Annotated in this window: 4 protein-coding genes; 2 read left to right on the top strand and 2 right to left on the bottom strand. The window is 71.1% G+C overall.

The genetic code is table 11. The features are described from left to right. Positions 1 to 74: 74 nt before the first annotated feature. Together RUR_RS22815 and RUR_RS22810 are read right to left on the bottom strand one after the other, a co-directional pair. The gene (locus RUR_RS22815) at positions 75 to 6,221 is read right to left on the bottom strand and encodes a phospholipase A2 (protein ID WP_283137198.1); all 6,147 of its coding nucleotides are present in this window, start codon (positions 6,219 to 6,221) and stop codon (positions 75 to 77) included. A gap of 414 nt (positions 6,222 to 6,635) precedes the next feature. Further along, a complete protein-coding gene (locus RUR_RS22810; protein WP_283137197.1) occupies positions 6,636 to 7,745 on the bottom strand; it encodes a WD40/YVTN/BNR-like repeat-containing protein in 1,110 nt (369 codons plus the stop codon). A 365-nt stretch (positions 7,746 to 8,110) separates the two neighbouring features. Between RUR_RS22810 and RUR_RS22805 the strand changes: the two genes are divergently transcribed. Further along, the gene (locus RUR_RS22805; RefSeq protein WP_283137196.1) at positions 8,111 to 14,611 is read left to right on the top strand and encodes a non-ribosomal peptide synthetase; all 6,501 of its coding nucleotides are present in this window, start codon (positions 8,111 to 8,113) and stop codon (positions 14,609 to 14,611) included. Continuing rightward, on the top strand, positions 14,608 to 17,715 hold the full coding sequence (locus tag RUR_RS22800) for a non-ribosomal peptide synthetase (RefSeq protein WP_283137195.1): 3,108 nt from the start codon (positions 14,608 to 14,610) through the stop codon (positions 17,713 to 17,715). Before RUR_RS22805 ends, RUR_RS22800 begins: the two co-directional genes overlap by 4 nt. Positions 17,716 to 17,737: the final 22 nt, after the last annotated feature.

The following is a 17,737-nucleotide window of genomic DNA, read 5'->3' as shown; positions in this document are numbered from 1 at the left end:
CCTCCTTGGGGATGGGGTACGGCCGGAGGCGGGGGCCCTCACGAGAACCCCCGCCCGGTCACGGTGTGCCCGGCTTACGGCCAGCCGAACAGGACCACCGCCGTGTAGTACTCGTAAGCGGTCCGGTAGCAGAGAGCCCGGCGCCACTTGTACTTCTTGCATACGCCGAAGTGCAGGACATACCAGAACACATAGTCGACTTGATACTTGCTGGCCACCAGCTCGCCGGCCCGGTAGAGCGCGTAGCCGTAGTCGTGCATCTGGCAGGCCGCCCGGAAGTCCATCCCGAACGGCTTGTCCGGGGCCTTCGTGCAGTTGTCGTACTTGATGCCGCGGACCCACCAGCCTCCGGCGGTCTTCACCCACTGCACGGAACGCCACTTCTTCGCGTACCAGACAGAGCGCATTCCGCAGTGCACGAAGGCGAACTCCCAGAAACTCCGGCACGAGGACCAGGCCCGGCCGTCCAGGTCGGCGTTGCCGACAGGCGACTGGCCCGCGTAGTCGTAGGAGTTGGCCCCGCCGCCCTCGACCGGGTCGGTCTGCAGGAACCGGCCGGTCTTCGGCTGATAGAGCCGGAGCCCCATCTGGACGGCCCCTCCGGGGGTGTCCGCCTGGCGCTGGGCGGCGCCGTGCCAGCCGTACCGTGCCGTGGCCTGTCCGGGACGCGGGTTGCCGAATTCGTCGAAGTCGAGCACGGTCGGCACGCCTGTGGCCAGGTCGTAGCTCACCTGCACGTCGTCGTGGAGGTTGAGCAGCTGCAGCCGGACGTTCCCGGTGGCCGAGGTGACCGCCGACAGCGCCCCCGCGATGGAGGGGACGTTCCTGGTCACCGCACCGGTCGAAGTGTTCTCCACGGTCCAGGACGGCTTGTCGTCGTCGGAGCCGAAGTGGTCGACCCGGGTGGTGACCGGGGTCCAGGCACCCGCCTCAAGCCGGTCCACCGCGATGCGGTTCCGCCGCAGCTGCGGGTCGAGCGACCAGGTCTGCCGGGTGTCGCCGGACCTGGCCGAGGCGATCAGATCGTTGACGTGGTACTCGTAGCTCTCCCCCTCCGGGGTCGCCGTGGTACGGCCGAAGGCGTCGTAGACGTAGCCGGAGTCCACCAGCCGGTCGGCCGTGTCGTAGGTGTGGTTCTTCACCGTGCCCCCGGTGACCGGGCAGCTGCCGCCGGGCGGCGAGCTCGCCGTGTTCAGCGAGGTGCGGTTGGAGTTGGCGTCGTACCCGTACGCCCTGCGGGTGCAGACCGGTCCCACCCGGTCCTTGACCTCGGTCAGCCGCCCGGCCGCGTCGTAGCCGTACGACTGGGAGGAGACCCCCTGGTGGTCGATCGGCCGGCCGTGCACCGAGAAGGCCGTGGAGTCGTTCAGCAGCCAGGCACCGGTCGAGCTCTGGTAGCCGCGCCACACCGGGGTGCCGACGGTGTTCCTGAGCACGCCGTACCAGACGCCTCCCGGCAGGTCCTCGCGGATCACCGCGCCGTCGCCGTCGTAGGTCGCGGTGTGGGTGCCGGCGACCGAGTCGGTCTGCGAGGTGACCAGGCCCCGCGGCTCCCGCTGGTGGTCGTAGGCGTAGGTCGTCGTGGAGGGAGCCCCGTCGACCTTCTTGACCACCCGGTCCAGTGCGTCGTACTCGGCCCGGGTGACACCGCCGGCGGCGTCGGTGTAGGAGACCTGCCGCCCGAGGGCGTCGTACCCGCGGGTGATCACGGTCCCGTTGGACCCGGTGATCCGTACGGGCCGCCCCGCGGCGTCGTACTCGGTGGTCACCTCGGGTACGGCGACGCCCAGGCCTCCGGTCACCGTGACCTTGACGGCGCGCCCGGCGCCGTCGTACTCGGTCACCGTGGTCCGGGTGACCCCGGCCACGTTCTCGATCAGCCGGTTGGCCCGTCCGTTCGCGTGGTACTCGTAGGTCTTGGTCACCAGCTGCGCGGGGCCCGCGCCGCCGCCGGTCGCGTCGGCCTTGGCCCGGACCCGGCAGAGCTGCCCGGCCCACTCCGGCTTGCCGCCGCAGACCCCGGTGCCGTCCGCCGTGTAGTACTCGCGGACCGTGGTCCCCGCGTCGTTGCCGTCGGAGCGCGGCATCGTGCTCTCCCGGAGCCTGCCACCTGAGTCGTAGGACATGGTCTTGGTCAAGGCGAGCCCGCCGGGGTCCTCGACCGTCTTCAGTATCCGCCCCTTCGTCCAGTCGTAGTAGGTGCGGACGGATCTGCGGTCGCCGTCCGTCGTGCGCCCGGCGATCCGCGCGCCGACCGTGCTCGTGGTGACCACGTTCTCCACCTCGGCGGTCCCGTCGGTCGGGCGGCCCTCGTCGTAGCGGAGGACCGTCGCGGCCCGCGCCGCGACCCGGCTCCCGGCGGGCAGCGCCGCCAGGGTGCCCTCGGCGGGCAGGCTCCCCTCCAGTGTCACCATCTGGATCGGGCCGAGGTCGGACTCCTTCCGCGTCCCGTCGGCGTTGTAGACGGACTCGGTGGAGAGCAGCCGGGCCCGCTGGGCGGTGCTGAGTCCGACGATGCCGAGCTCGGTCAGGTCCTGGGCCGCCTGCTGCCCCTGGCCGAGGGCGAGTGCCCGGTTGCTCGCCGAGAGCGACCGGATCACGTTGCCGAGCCGGTCGTGCTCGGCGGTGGTCACATGCCCGCCGGGCTCGACCTGGTTGACGCTCCTGCCTTCGGTGTTGAAGTACTGCACGGTCGCCCGCCGGTAGTCGAGCCCGCTCACCCCGGTGTGGGCCGCCGGGACCGAGTCGGGCGGGAAGACCGCGGTGGCGTCGACCGGGGTGTCGGCCTGGCCCCAGGTGGCCGTGTCCTCCGCCGCCATCGGGTACGGCGCCGCGGCCCCGGCCAGCGGCACGTCGTACACGACCGAGGTGGTCGCGACGCCGTCGGTCTGGGTGGTGCTCCCCTGAACCAGGGTCGGCCGGGACACCTTCAGGAGCATGCCGTCCCCGGCGGTCTCGGGGTTGCCCACCCGGCCGTACACGAACGTCCACGGAAGCTCGCCGGGGGGTGCGAAGGAGGTCACCCGGTTCGCCGCGTCGTAGGTGTAGACGGTCTTGGCCGCGGGGACGATCCGCGGGTCCCAGGTCTCCCGGAGCCGCCCGTCGGCGTCGTACAGGTACTCGGCCAGGGACTCGCCGGTGGCCGTGCCGCCCTTCCACAGCAGGATCCGGCTTACCCGTCCCGCGTAGTCACCCGGCTGCTCCGCGGTGGCGGTGCTCTGGTCCGCGTAGACGAACTGAAGCACCCGGCAGCCGGTCGGCAGGGTCGCCGGGTCGTCGACGTCACACGTGGCCGGCGACGGCGACTGGGGGGAGACGATCCTGGTGGGCCGGGCCCGGACGACCCCGTCCGCCCCCGTCACCTTCTCGTGGAAGAACACCGCCGTGCCGTCGCCCGTCGGCGGGTAGACGGTCCGCACCGGGTAGCTCGTCGCGGCCGGGTCCACCTTCGCGAACACCGTGGTGTTCCCGGTGCCCGAATCGGCGAGCGTGTAGCGGTCGTTCCCCGCGGTGTAGGTGAGGGTGAGGTCTGCGAACCCGGGCGCCGCGGACCAGGTGCCGTCGGCGTTCTTGGTGAAGCCGATCGCCTGGTCCTCGATGTTGACGATCTCCAACGAGGTGGCCGAGGTCGGCCTGAGCAGGTTGTACGTGCTCGGCGCCGCCTCGGAGAGCCCCGTGGAGGTCCACGGTGCGCCGAACACCGGCACCAGCCCGTCGCTTCCCGCGGCTTCGGAGTCCCGCGAGGAGTAGGAGCGCATGACGCCGACGCCGAACGCCGAGACGTCGCCGGCGCCGAAGCTGAAGTCGCCGGTGAGCAGGTTCACGAATCCCGGGCCGACCGCCTGGGTCGCGGCCCCGCCGGAATTCCGGTCCACGGTGATCTCGACCTGCCGGGAGTGGGCGGGCGCGGCCGTGCCCATGCCGAACCGGGCGCGGATCTGCACCGCGCCGTCTTCGGCCAGGGTGCGGGCGACGTCCCAGACCAGCGCCGGCGAGGTGCCGCCGGTCAGCGGGACCGGCCAGGTCACGGCGGAACCGTCGGACCTGCGGCGCACGTCGGCGGCCGGGACCTGGTTCCAGGTGTCGGCCGAGCCGCGCCGGTAGAAGAACGTGACGTCGGTCATGCCCTGGTCCGCGGCGGCCGAAAGGGTCACCCGGCGGGCGGTCGTGGAGCCGTCCTGGGGCGAGGTGACCGCCGAGCTTCCGGCGTTGAACGTGTAGGTCGCCGCCGGTGAGACGTTGCCGCCGCCGTCCCGGACCCACGCGGTCAGCGTGTGCGGGCCGTTGGTGGCCGGGGTGAACACCACCTCGTGCGCGGCGCCGCCGGTGACGGCCGCGCTCTGCTGCGGCCCGTTGTCGAAGCTCCACAGCACGGCGGCGGCGTCGGCGTTCGCGGGCGTGATCGTGAACGTGCCCGCCTGACCGGCGCCGAGCGCCCAGTCGTCGGCCGGGTAGTCCGCCGAGGTGATCGTCGGAGCCACCGGGGTGACCGTGTCCACGGTGAACACCTGCCAGGCCGACCACGCGCTGAGGTCGATCCGGTCACCGGCCCGGACCCGCCAGTGGTAGGTGGTTCCCTCGGTGAGCGCGGGAGCCGTCCAGGAGGCGACGGACCCCGAGGCCACGTCCCCGACCGCCCCCGAGGTGACCAGGGTCGTCCGGTTCGGGGTCCACACCTCGAACACCGAGTTGACCGGCTGCCCGTCGGGGTCGGTCAACCTGGCTTTGAGCGTGGGCCGCAGCGAGGTCACCGTCGCAGGGCTCGCGCACACCGCCGAGCAGGGCGCGGCGGTGAGGGCCGTCGGCGCCGCGGGCGGGGTGTTGTAGGTGACGGTGAGCTTGGGGTTGTTCTCGAACCGCTTCCAGTGGGTGTTGTCGGTCTCGCTGGCCGCCTTGAGCATGAACGAGATCGACGTGCCGCCGCTGTTCATGATCTCCTGCAGCGCGGTCTTCACATCCCAGCCGACCCAGGCGGCCGGGCAGCTGGACGCCCCGCCGATCCCGGCCGAGGACCAGCCGTAGGCGACGTTCTTCGCGCCGATGAACTTGTTGCCGGCCGGCTGGGTGTTCCAGGTGACGGTGGTGGCCACCGTGGGCACCCGGTGCAGCTCGACGTTCCGCGGCGAGCAGCTCCACGCCCAGATCTCCCGGGCGCTGAAGGTGGCGGCCTGGATGGTCTTGCGGGTGCCCATCCCGGCCAGGTTCATGTTCCAGAAGGACCGGATCTTGCTGGAGCCGCCGTTGGAGCTGCCGACCCGCGCGTGCTCGGCGGTGTTGTGGTAGCGGGTGGTGGGGTAGGCGGACTCCACGTAGTTCCAGCTGTACCGGTACGAGGTGAACCCCGGGTCGATGACGAGCGGGAACCTCGCCTGCGGGTCCGTCAGCATGGCGGTGTCCGGAAGCACCTCGAGGGCGCCCTTGGCGATCCGGGTGGCGATCGGGCGGCGCTTGCCCTCCTCGGCGGTGTCCGTGGTGATCCCGGGGACCCGCAGGCCCTTCACCGAGCGCTCATGGGAGGCGTCCCACATCTGCGCGGCCGGGGCGACGAAGACCTCCTTGCCCGAGGCGGCCGTGACGGTGAGGTTGCCGTCCCCGTCGGCCTTGAGTGAGCCCTTCTTCGTGACGGCGGGGAAACTGAGCCGCTTCAGCGCGGGGTTGGCCGCCGCCCACCGGTTCTTGACGATCAGTTTCTCGGAGAAGCCGTCCACGTCGGCGGTGACCTGGAGGTCCACGCCCGGCATGACCTCGGGGTAGGTCGCGGTGGCCCCCGTCAGGGTGGGCGTGGGCAGGGCGCCGACCGGGGAGCCGAGCGTGAGCTCCGTACCCTCCAGGGACGCCCGCACCAGAGGTCCGGCGCCGCCGCCGGAGAACCTGACGTCCAGCGCCGCCGCCTTGGGGGCGATCGAGCCGTCGGCGGCCCGCACCAGGGTGGCGTCGGCCGGGACCCAGCCCTGGTCCCGCTTGACCCGGACGGGACGGAAGTCGTGTTCCCGGCTCGTGGTGCCGTCCGGGTTGGCGAAGTACTCGTCGATCTCGGTGGTGAGACCGGATATCTTCACCCGCTTGCCGCAGAGCCGCGCGATCAGCGTGGCCGAGTTCTCATCCTGGGCTTCGGCCGGGCACGCGGCCCGCGGGGTGGGGACGGGGGTGAGCGGCCGGACGGGCGCCGCTTCGGCGGAGACGGAGGGGGCGATTGTCGCCACCAGGGATATCGAGACCACGGCTGACAAGGTTCGTGTCAGTCTGGGGGGTTTCACGGACCGGATCTCCCTCCACTGAGGTCGTCAGAAGCACCTCAGCGTGGATCCACGGTGTTTACCCCACGTATATAACCCGTATAGCGCCTAGCTGACCTGCCAATACGCCGATGACTTCCGGCTAGCTGACAAATCTGTGTTCTTCACCATTCTCCGCGTCGACCGGCAAGCGGCTCCCCACCCTAATGGTTTGGCCGACTGCCTCAATACTGGAGAAACCACTAAAATCCGATTCCGTCGGTGATCCGTATCGCGACAACGGAAAACACACCGACGATCACGCCACGGCCGTCCGGTGATCCTTATGCGGTACCCACCCCGGAAGGGCCGTACACCACAACGATCACCGGAACAGTCGGCGGCGACCCGCGGAGCCGGTCAGGAGGGGGTACGCGCGAAGGTGAGGCGGGCGACGCGGCCCTGTTCGCCGGAGGCCCAGCAGCCGAGGTCGCGGGCGCAGGAGACGGTGTCGAAGGAGCCGGTGTCGAACGGGCGCCAGCTCCGTCCGCCGTCCAGGGTGAGGTCGCTGCCCGTCGGGCCGACGGCGATCGCCGCGACGCCGGTGTGCGGGATCCAGGTGACGCCCGAACGGTACGCCTGCGGGTGGCGCCGGGCCGGGCTCCAGCTCCGCCCGCCGTCCCGGCTGAGCGCGGACGCGTCCGGGGACGCCTGGTCCGGGCGGTAGTCCCCGCCGACGGCGATCCCGTGCCGCCCGTCGCGGAAGGCGAGCGCGAAGACGCCGCGTGCGGGGTCGCCGCCGGGGATCGGCGCGGTCGCCACCGTCCAGCTGCGGCCTCGGTCCCGGGTGTGGAAGATCCGCGCCTCCGCGGCTCCGCCGGTGGCCATCCAGGCGTTGCGGCCGTGCTTCTCGGCCACCAGGCACTGCCCGCTCGCGGCGAACCCGGCCTCACCCGGCAGGGCGGGGGGCATCCGGTCGGCGGGGAGGACCCGCCAGCTCCGGCCGCCGTCCTCGGTGGACAGGATGCGGAACCGGCCGTCGACGGGGTCGCTCATGGCGAGTCCGTTGCGGTCGTCGAAGAAGGCCACGCAGTCGTAGAAGGCCCGGGAGTCGTCGTTGACGAACGTCTGGGTCCAGCTCGCGCCGCCGTCCTCGGTGCGGTACACGCGTGAGGCGTCGCCCTCGCCGATGGAAAGGATCACGGCCCGTCTGCCGTCGAACGCCTCGATGTCGCGGAACTGGAGGCCGGTGACCCCGGGTGGGGAGACGTTCCGCCAGGTCACGCCGCCGTCCTCGGTGCGGATGACGGTTCCGCCGCTCCCGGAGGCCCACGCCGTGTCGCGGCTGACCACCGAGAGCCCGCGCAGGCGCGCGGCGACCCCGGTGGGGGTGATCCGCCAGGCCAGGTGGGGCGAGGTGGCCGCCTCCCGCCCGGCGGGAGCGGGTTCGGCGGTCGCCGACGCGGACCCCTGGACGGACAGGGTGGCCACGGTGAGGACGCACAACCCGAGGGTGATCAGTCGCTTCATCTCCACCATCCATAACAATTGTCAGGTATGGCGGTAAAGTAGCCTAGGCATGATCAGGCGTCCACGGCTCACCGGTTTAACAGTATTCCCACACTATCTAAAACCGGATAAAATAGCACAAATCCGACTATTATTTCAGCCGGTGCCTGGTTACCCACTTCATATAACGGATTTATCCCAGTTAAGCATCACAATGTATGGCCCCTGTACTCTGCCTTACCCCTCGCCGGACAGCCTCTCGACTTCACCCGGTTTCGTATGAATGAATGACGTCGTTCAGCAAGTAATCGCTTAAATCCGCAGAAACGGCGTATTAACAGCCCGGGAGGGCTGCCATTCGCATCTGAGGGAAAGTGAGCTACAGCGTGACGACCTCCCCTGGGCTGTCCTCCGGCAACGTCGAGCTGTCCGCGGCCAAGAGCAGGCTTCTCCAGCAGCGGCTACGCCGCCGTACCGGCGGCCCGGCGTTCACGATTCCGAGACTCCCGGCCGAGGCCGGCCCGCCGCCGCTGTCGTTCGCCCAGGAGCGGCTCTGGTTCATGGACCAGTTCGTCCCCGGAAGCGGCGCCTACACGATCCCCCTCACGCTGCGGCTCCGCGGCCCGCTCGACACCGCGGCCCTCACCGGCGCCCTCGACGAGATCGTCGCCCGGCACGAGACGCTGCGCACCTGCTTCCCCACCTCGATCGACGGCGAGCCGCTGCTCGTCGTGCACGAGAAGGCCCCGGTGCGGCTGCTCCGCGTCGACGTGAGCGCCGAGGCCGAGCCGGAGCGACGGGCGGTGGAGATCCTCGGCGTGGAGACCGCGCGCCCCTTCGACCTGACCGAGGGGCCGCTGCTGCGCGCGGTGCTCGTCCGCCTCGCCGAGGCCGAGCACATCCTGCTGGTCGCGCTGCACCACATCGTGAGCGACGGCTGGTCGATGGAGATCCTCGCCGACGAGCTCTGCGCCGCGTACGGCGCGATCGCCGCGGGCCGCCGCCCGGAGCTGCCCGAACTGCCGATCCGGTACGGCGACTTCGCCGCGTGGCAGCGGGAGCGGCTCTCCGGACCGGCGGTCGCCGCCGACCTTGAGTACTGGAAGGAGCAGCTGCTCGGGGTCGGCCCGCTGGAGCTCCCCCTGGATCGGCCGCGCCGGGCCGAGCAGAGCTTCGCCGGGGCCTCGCACGGGTTCCACCTCGACCCCGATCTGGCGGCGGCCCTGACCAGGCTGAGCCGGGAGCACGACGCGACCCTCTACATGACGCTGCTCGCCGCCTACCAGACGGTCCTGTCCCGTCATTCGGGGCAGCATGACTTCGCGGTGGGCTCCCCGGTCGCCGGGCGGCCGCGGACCGAGCTGGAGCGCATGATCGGCCTGTTCGTCAACGTCCTGGCGATGCGGGCCGACCTGACGGGCGACCCGGACTTCGCCGAGCTGCTGGCGCGGACCCGCCGCGGCGTCCTCGACGCCTACGCGCACCAGGAGCTGCCGTTCGAGCAGCTGGTCGGGGAGCTGAACGTCGAACGGGACGTGAGCAGGTCGCCGATCTTCCAGGTGATCTTCACGATGCAGAGCTACGCGAACGGGACGAAGGACCGCCGGGCCGGGGAGCTGGTCGCGGAGCCGTACACCTTCATCGGCGGGAACACCCGGTTCGACCTGGAACTCTACGTGGTCGAACAGCCCGACGGCCTGGACGGGATGTTCATCTACAACCGGGACCTGTTCGACCCCGAGACGATCGCCCGGCTCAGCGGGCACCTCACCGCGGTGCTGCGCGCGATCGTCGCCGACCCCGGGACCAAGGTCTCCCGGCTGGAGCTGCTGGGCGACGCCGAGCTGGCGCGCATCCTGGACGCCGCCGCCGGACGGGACGAGCCCTACCCCGATCGGGCGACCCTGCCGGAGCTGATCGAGGCCCAGGTGGCGCGGGACCCGCGGGCGATCGCCGTCGAGTTCGAGGACGGGCGGCTGTCGTACGGCGAACTCAACGCCCGGGCCAACCGCCTGGCCCACCGCCTGCGCGACCTCGGCGTCGGATCGGAGTCCCGCGTGGCGATCTGCGCGGAACGCTCCCTCGACCTCGTCATCGGCCTTCTCGGCATCCTCAAGTCGGGCGGCGCCTACGTCCCGCTGGATCCGGAGTATCCGCGGGACCGGCTCGCCTTCATGCTGGCCGACGCCGCGGCGGCCGTACTCGTCACCGAGAAGGCCCTGCTGGAGACCCTGCCCACCGCCGACGTCCCGATCGTCCTGCTCGACGAACCGGACAGGTCCCGCCCGGCGCGGAACCCGGAGCGGGCGGCGACCGAGGCGAACGCGGCCTACATGATCTACACCTCGGGCTCGACCGGACAGCCGAAAGGCGTGCCCAACACCCACCGCGGCATCTGCAACCGGCTCGACTGGATGCAGAAGACCTACCCGCTCACCTCCGCCGACGCCGTCCTGCAGAAAACCCCGGCGAGCTTCGACGTCTCGGTGTGGGAGTTCTTCTGGCCGCTGCTCGCGGGGGCCAGGCTCGTCGTGGCGCGTCCCGGCGGGCACAAGGACACCGCCTACCTGCGCGACCTCATCGTCGAGCGGAAGATCACCACGATGCACTTCGTCCCCTCGATGCTCGCCGCCTTCCTGGAGGAGGACGGGATCGAGGCGTGCGTCTCGCTGAAACGCGTGGTGTGCAGCGGGGAGGCGCTGCCGGCCGCCTCCGCCGACCGGTTCCTCAGCCGGCTCCCCGGCTGCGAACTGCACAACCTGTACGGGCCGACCGAGGCCGCCATCGACGTCAGTCACTGGCGTTGCGCCGGCGGCGAGACGGAGATCCCGATCGGGCGGCCGGTGCAGAACACCCGGCTGCACGTCCTGGACGAGCATCTGCGCCCGGTGCCCGTCGGCGTCGCCGGCGAGCTGCACATCGCCGGACCGCAGCTGGCCCGCGGATACCACGACCGGCCGGCCCTCACCGCCGAGCGTTTCGTCCCCGACCCGTACGGCCCCGCCGGGTCACGCCTCTACCGGACCGGGGACCTCACCCGGCTCCGCGCCGACGGCGCCATCGAGTTCCTCGGCCGGATCGACCACCAGGTCAAGCTGCGCGGACTCCGGATCGAGCTGGGTGAGATCGAGGTTGCGCTCCGCGCCCGGCCGGGGGTCCGGGACACGGTCGTCGTGGTCCGGGACGAGCGGCTCGTGGCCTATCTGATCCCCGAGACGGGCGCCGTCCCGGATCCGGCCGTGCTCCGCGCCGCGCTGGGCGAGGTACTCCCGGACTACATGGTGCCCGGCGTCTTCGTGACGCTGGAGGCGTTCCCGCTCACCCCGAACGGCAAGCTGGACCGGGCGGCCCTGCCGGAGCCGGAGGTGCAGCGGGAGGCCGCGGAGGTCTACACCGAGCCGAGCACCCCGGCCGAGATCATGATCGCGGCGATCTGGCGCGAGGTGCTGCGGGTGCCGCAGGTCGGGGTGGACGACGACTTCTTCCAGCTGGGCGGCCATTCGCTGATGGCGATCCAGGCCACCGCCAAGCTCCGGCGGGCGCTGACCGAGAACCCTGGGATCGGGTTCGGGGAGGGCCGCGCGATCGGGGTGATGGATCTGTTCACCCGGCCCACCGTGCGGGGGCTGGCGATGCTGCTGGAGCGTCCGGAGGGCGGCGCGGACGGGCCGCGGGCCCTGCTGTACGAGCTGACCCGGCCGCTTCCGCCGGGACAGCGCATGATCACCTACGTCTGCGTCCCGTACGGCGGGGGCAACCCCATCGTCTTCCAGCCGCTCGCCGACGCGCTCCCGAACGGGTGCTCGCTGTACGCGCTGGCGATCCCCGGCCACGACCCCGGGATCCCCGACGAAGCCGCCAAACCCATCGACGAGGTGGCCCGGCTCTGCGCGGAGGAGATCCTCGCCCGGATCGAGGGACCGCTGGTCCTGTACGGCCACTGCGGCATCGGCGGCGCCATCGCGGTGGAGACCGCGCGCCTGCTGGAGGAGGCGGGTCGCGAGCTCGAAGCGGTCTACATGGGGGCGATCTTCCCCTTCGCCCGGCCCCGTGGGCGGATCGCGGGACCGCTGGCCCGGCTCACCCGCTACGACCGGTTGCGCGGCGACCGGGCGTACGAGAACCGGATGAAGTCGATGGGCGCGGACACCGTGGGCCTCGACGCCGAGCAGATCAAGTTCATGGCGCGCAACATGCGCGTCGACACCCTGCACGCGGAGGAGTACTTCACCCGGCTGCTCGGCGACCGCATCGCCCCGCTGCGGGCGCCGATCATCTCGGTGGTCGGGGAGCAGGACCCGGCGACCGACTACTACCGGGAGCGCTACCGGGAGTGGCACTTCCTCTCCGAGGAGACCGCGCTGGTCGTCCTGGACGAGGCGGGACACTACTTCATCAAGTACCGGGCGGCCGAGCTGGCCGAGATTCTCACCAACTCCCATGTGGCGATGGCGCAGGATTCCGCCGACACTCTGGGGTCGCGGGCCCGCGGCCCCGGCGCGGGGTGGTGGCTGGAGGAGACCTCCTCCACGGCGAATCCACCCCCCGAGGAGACGGCTCGGGACACGGGCCCCAAGCCGAGCATGCAGCGCTTCCTGTTGATCGCGTCCGCCCAGCTCGTGGCCCTGATCGGCACGGCGCTGACCGATTTCGCGATCCCCATCTGGATCTACACCACCACCGGGTCGCTCCTCGACTACGCGGTCTTCTTCATGCTCGCGATCATGCCTGGTGTGATCGCGGCCCCGCTCATCGGCGCACTCGTCGACCGGTCCAACCGGCGCCGGGTCATGCTCGCCGGAAACGGTCTCGCCGGGGTCACTCAGCTCACCCTGGGCGTCCTGCTCTGGACCGACACCCTGCAGATCTGGCACTTCTACCCGCTCACCGCCCTGCTGTCGATCGCGCTCACCATCCAGCGGCTCGGGTTCGGCACCGCGCTCCCGCAGCTGGTGCCCAAGCAGTACCTCGGGCACGCCAACGGGGTCATGCAGATGGTGGTCGGGACCTCCCAGTTCGTCGCCCCGCTGCTGGCGGTGGCGATGCTCGCCTCGATCGGGCTCAAGGGAATCATCGTCTTCGACGTGCTCGGCCTCGTGTTCGTGCTCGGCGCCCTGCTGGTGCTGAAGTTCCCGGCCACCATGGCCCACCAGCGCAGGGAGTCGCTCTGGGCCGAGATCGTCAACGGGTTCAAGCTCTCCATCGGCGACCGGCACTTCCGGGCGATCGTCGTCTACTTCGCCCTGCTCAACACGATGCTCTCCGCGGCCCTGCTCTCGATCACCCCCCTGGTGCTCTCCTTCAACTCGATCGAGACGGCCGGCCGGATCTCCTTCCTCGGCGGGGTCGGCACGGTCCTCGGCGGGCTGGTGATGGCGCTGTGGGGCGGTCCCCGGAAACGGCGGATGCGCGGGGTGCTCATCGCCACGCTCGTGCTCTCCGGCTTCGCCGTCGTCACGGGCCTGCACGAGTCGGCCGTCACGGTGGGCCTCGGCGCGTTCGGGCTGTGGGGTGCCCTCGCCCTGGTCAACGGGATCTACATCACGATCGTCCACGTCAAGGTGCCGCAGCGGTTCCACGGGCGGGTGATGGCGCTCAACCAGATGGTCGCCTGGTCCACCCTCCCGCTGGGCTGGGGCATCGTCGCCCCCGTCGGCCAGCTCCTGCTGGAGCCGATGCTCATGCCGGGCGGCGCCCTGGCCTCCTCGGTGGGCGCGGTGATCGGGGTCGGCCCCGGGCGCGGGCTCGCCTTCCTGTTCATCCTGCTCGGGGTGGGCATCGCCTGCTACGTGCTGATCTGTATGCGGCTGAAGATCTACTCGCGCTTCGACGACGAGGTCCCCGACGCGACCCCCGACGACATCGTCGGCGCCGAGGCGCTGAAAGCCCGGACCGAGGGCAACCGGATCACCGTCTCCTGGACCGCGCCCGCCTTCGCCAAGGCGATCACCATGCCGCTCTCCGCGGAGAAGGCCGCCACCATCCTGGGCCGCAGGTATCCCGGCGTCCGGGTCGACAAGGTGCTGCTGCGGACCGGCGGGGAGATCAGCGCCGTCTACGAGGTGGTCTGCGCCCGGCCCGACCTGCGGTTCATCGTCAAGATCTACCCCGAGGTGTTCGCCGCCCGGCTCCGCAAGGAGCTGCACGTGTACTCCCTGCTCGAAAACGCCGAGGTGAACGCCCCCGCGGTGGTGCTGTGGGACGAGTCCAAGACCGACCTCCCCCACGCCTACATCGTCATGACCAAGGTCGAAGGCCGGCCGCTCTCGGAGGTCTCCGGCGAGCTGCCCGAGTCCGCGCTGCTCCCGCTCTACACCGAGATGGGCCGGGCGCTGCGGGCGATCCACGGCGTGACCCTGCGCGACTTCGGCCCCATCGACGGCGACGGGGTCGACGCCCAGGGCTCCAACGCCGCCTACATCGGCGGGCAATTCGACGCCAAGCTCGCCCAGTTCACCGATCTCGGCGGGGATCCGGCCCTGCACGCCGCGCTGGAGCGGTACGTCGCCGACCGGCGGCACCTGCTCGACCGCGCCGGCCCGCCGGTCCTGTGCCACCACGACTTCCACGAGCGGAACGTGATGGTGGCGCGGGAGAACGGGGTCTGGCGGATGACCGGGGTGATCGACATGGAGAACGCCGTCTCCGGCGACCCCCTGCTGGACATCGCGCGAACCGACTACTTCGCCATGCGCGGCGACCCAGACCGCGTACGGGCGTTCAACGATGGATACGGACCGTTGCCGCAGGACTGGCAGGAAAGGGCTGACCTGTACCGCATGTACCACGTACTCGACCAATGGCACTGGCTGGCGACCCTCGGGCAGACCGACGCGCTCCCCCTCGTCGCCGAGGAGTTCAGCCGGCACGTCGGGGCCGCCCGATGACAAGCGTCTTCCCCGCCTCCTACGCCCAGGAGCGGACCTGGTTCCTCGGCAGGCTCCACGCGGACCTGGCCGTCTACAACGTCAACTCGATCTCGTACACCCTCAAGCTGCGTCCGTTCGACCCCGAGGTGTTCCGCAGGGCGTTCACGCTGATGGTCGCCCGGCACGAGGCGCTGCGCACCTCGTTCGAGCTCCGGGACGACCGAGTCGTCCAGATCATCGTCCCGGAGCTCCCCTACGACGTCGTCTTCGACGACCTGTCCGGGCTCCCCCGCGACCAGGCGGAGGCGGAGTTCGCCCGGATCAAGGCCGAGGAGGCGGAGACCCCGATCCCGCTCGACCGCGCTCCCCTGTGGCGCCTGCGCATGTGCTCGCTCGGCGGCGCCGACTGGCGACTCCTCATGATCGCCCATCACGCGATCCAGGACGCCTGGTCGTCGAACGTCCTCTGGCCCGAGCTGGCCGACGTCTACCACGCCCTCCGGGAGGGGCGTGAACCCGTCCTGCCCGAGCTCCCCATCCAGTACGCCGACTACGCGGTCTGGCAGCGCGGGCGGCTGGACGGCGGCGAGCTCACGGCCCAGCTCGACTACTGGCGCAAGCACCTGGCCGGGCTGCCCGCCGAGACCGGGCTGCCCGTCGACCGCCCACGCCCGGCGGAGTTCACCTACCGCGGGGACCACCGCCCCTTCAAGATCTCCGACGAGCTGAACGAGCGGATCGCCGTACTCGCCCGCGGGAACGGCACGACGGCGTTCACGGTCCTGCTCACCGCCTTCAAGACACTGGTGGCCCGGTGGTCCGGACAGCCGGACGTGATCGTCGGGGTCCCGGTCTCCGGACGTGAGCTGCCCGAACTGAACGCGCTGGTCGGCATGTTCGTGAACACGCTCCCGCTCCGCACCGACCTCGGCGGGGACCCGACCTTCACCGAGGCGCTCGGCCGGGTCTCCACCACCGTGTTCGACGGGCTCGACCACCAGAGCATCCCGTTCGCCAAGCTGGTGGAGGAGCTCCAGCCGCCCCGGGATCCCAGCCGGATGCCCTTCTTCCAGGTCGGGTTCAACCACATGACCGTGGAGGAGGACGGCCAGTACCTCAACCGCACCACCAAGACCGACCTCACCCTGGAACTGCGCAACCCGCAGGGGAAGATCGACGGCTGGATCGAGTACAGCCCCGACCTGTTCGACCAGGCCACGATCGACCGGCTCGTCCAGGCGTACCTCACCCTGCTGGACGCCGCCGTCTCGGACCCGGACCGGCCCATCTCGGCGCTCCCCCTCTTCGACGAGGCCGAGCGGAGCCGGCTGCTCACCGCGTGGAACCGTACCGAGGCCGCCTACCCGGACCGCTGCCTGCACGAGCTCATCGCCGAGCAGGCCGCCAGGACCCCGGACGCGCCGGCCGTACTGTCCGGCGGGGCGAGCCTCACCTACCGGGAGCTGGACGAACGCGCGGGCCGGCTCGCCGTCCTGCTCAGGGCCGAAGGGGTCGGGCGGGAGTCGCCGGTGGCCGTCCGCCTCCCCCGCGAGCCGGACACGATCGTCGCGCTGTTCGCGGTGCTCAAGGCCGGCGGCTGCTACGTCCCGCTGGACCCGGACTACCCCGCGGACCGGCTCGCCTTCATGCTGGCCGACTCCGGGGCCGTCCTGCTGCTCACCCATTCCGCGCTCGCGCCCCTGGACCACCCGTCGACACTGCTGCTCGACACGCTGCCGCTCGACGAGGGACCCGTGGACGCCCCACAGCCCGCCGGCTCCCCCGACCGGCTGGCGTACGTGATCTACACCTCGGGGTCGACCGGGCGCCCCAAGGGTGTCATGGTGCCGCACCGGGGCGTGGTCAACCTCGTCGCCGACATCGGCTTCTCCGCGGCGGAGCGGGTGCTCCAGCTCACCTCGCTCTCCTTCGACATCGCCGCGCTGGAGATCTTCGGCCCGCTGCTGAACGGCGGGGCGGTCGTGGTGGGGTCCGGCGGGCTCCGCGAACTCATCGCCACGACGGGCGTGACCACCGTGCAGGCGCCGCCCTCGGTCCTGCAGGCGATCCTGCCCGAACTGCCGGAGAAGTCCCTCCGGATCTTCAGCGGCGGCGAGCCGCTCCCGCCGGCCCTGGCGGGCCGGCTGACGGAGATCTCCGACGAGGTGTGGAACCTGTACGGCCCGACGGAGACGACGATCTGGTCGTGCGCCCATCGGATTGCGGCCCGGCCGCGGAGCGTCTCCATCGGCCTGCCGGTCGCCAACACCGTCGCCCACGTGCTGGACCGGACGCTGCGGCCGGTGCCGCTCGGGGTCCCGGGGGAGCTGTGCCTCGGCGGGGACGGGCTCGCCCGCGGCTACCACGGCCGCCCGGGGGTCACCGCGGACCGTTTCGTGCCCGACCCCTTCGCCGCGGAGCCCGGACGTCGGCTGTACCGGACGGGCGACCTGGTACGGCGGCACACGGACGGGACACTGGAGTTCCTCGGCCGGCTCGACGACCAGGTCAAGCTGCGGGGGGTGCGCATCGAGCTCGGGGAGGTGGAGTCGGTCTGCGAGGAGCACCCGCTGGTCCGCCGGGCGGTCGCCGCGGTCCGCCCGGACCCCTCGGGCGAGCAGGTGCTGGTCGCCTACGTGGACTGGGCGGGGGATCCGGCCGAGCTCGCCGGGCAGCTCCGCGCGTTCTTGCGCAACCGCCTGCCGAGCGGGATGACGCCGGGCGTCTACCTGGGGGTCACCGAGTTCCCGCGACTCCCGAACGGAAAGCTGAACCGGGCGGCGCTGCCCGTACCCCCGGACGCGGCCGGGGCGGGCCGGGCCGTGGTCCTGGCCGCGGTCCCGCCGGAGACGGCGAGCGAGGAGCTGGTCCACTCGGTCTGGAGCGAGGTGCTCGGGCACGACCGGTTCGGGGTGGAGGAGGACTTCTTCGAGCTGGGCGGCCATTCGCTGCTCGCCGCCCGGGTCGTGGCCCGGCTCTGCTCGGAGGTGGGGCTGGACCTGCCGCTGAACACGCTGTTCAGCGCCCGCTCGGTCCGGGATCTCGCCGTCGTCGTGGAGGAGCGGCTCGCCGAGGAGATCGATCAGCTCTCCGAGGAGGAGGCGGAGCGCCTGCTTCGGTAAAACTAGAGAACTTTTCTAATTT

The sequence above is a fragment of the Rhizohabitans arisaemae genome (assembly GCF_025996515.1).
Classification (GTDB): Bacteria; Actinomycetota; Actinomycetes; order Streptosporangiales; family Streptosporangiaceae; genus Rhizohabitans; species Rhizohabitans arisaemae.
Note: the sequence above shows the minus strand (reverse complement) of the source record. Positions and strands in the feature narration are given on the sequence as shown.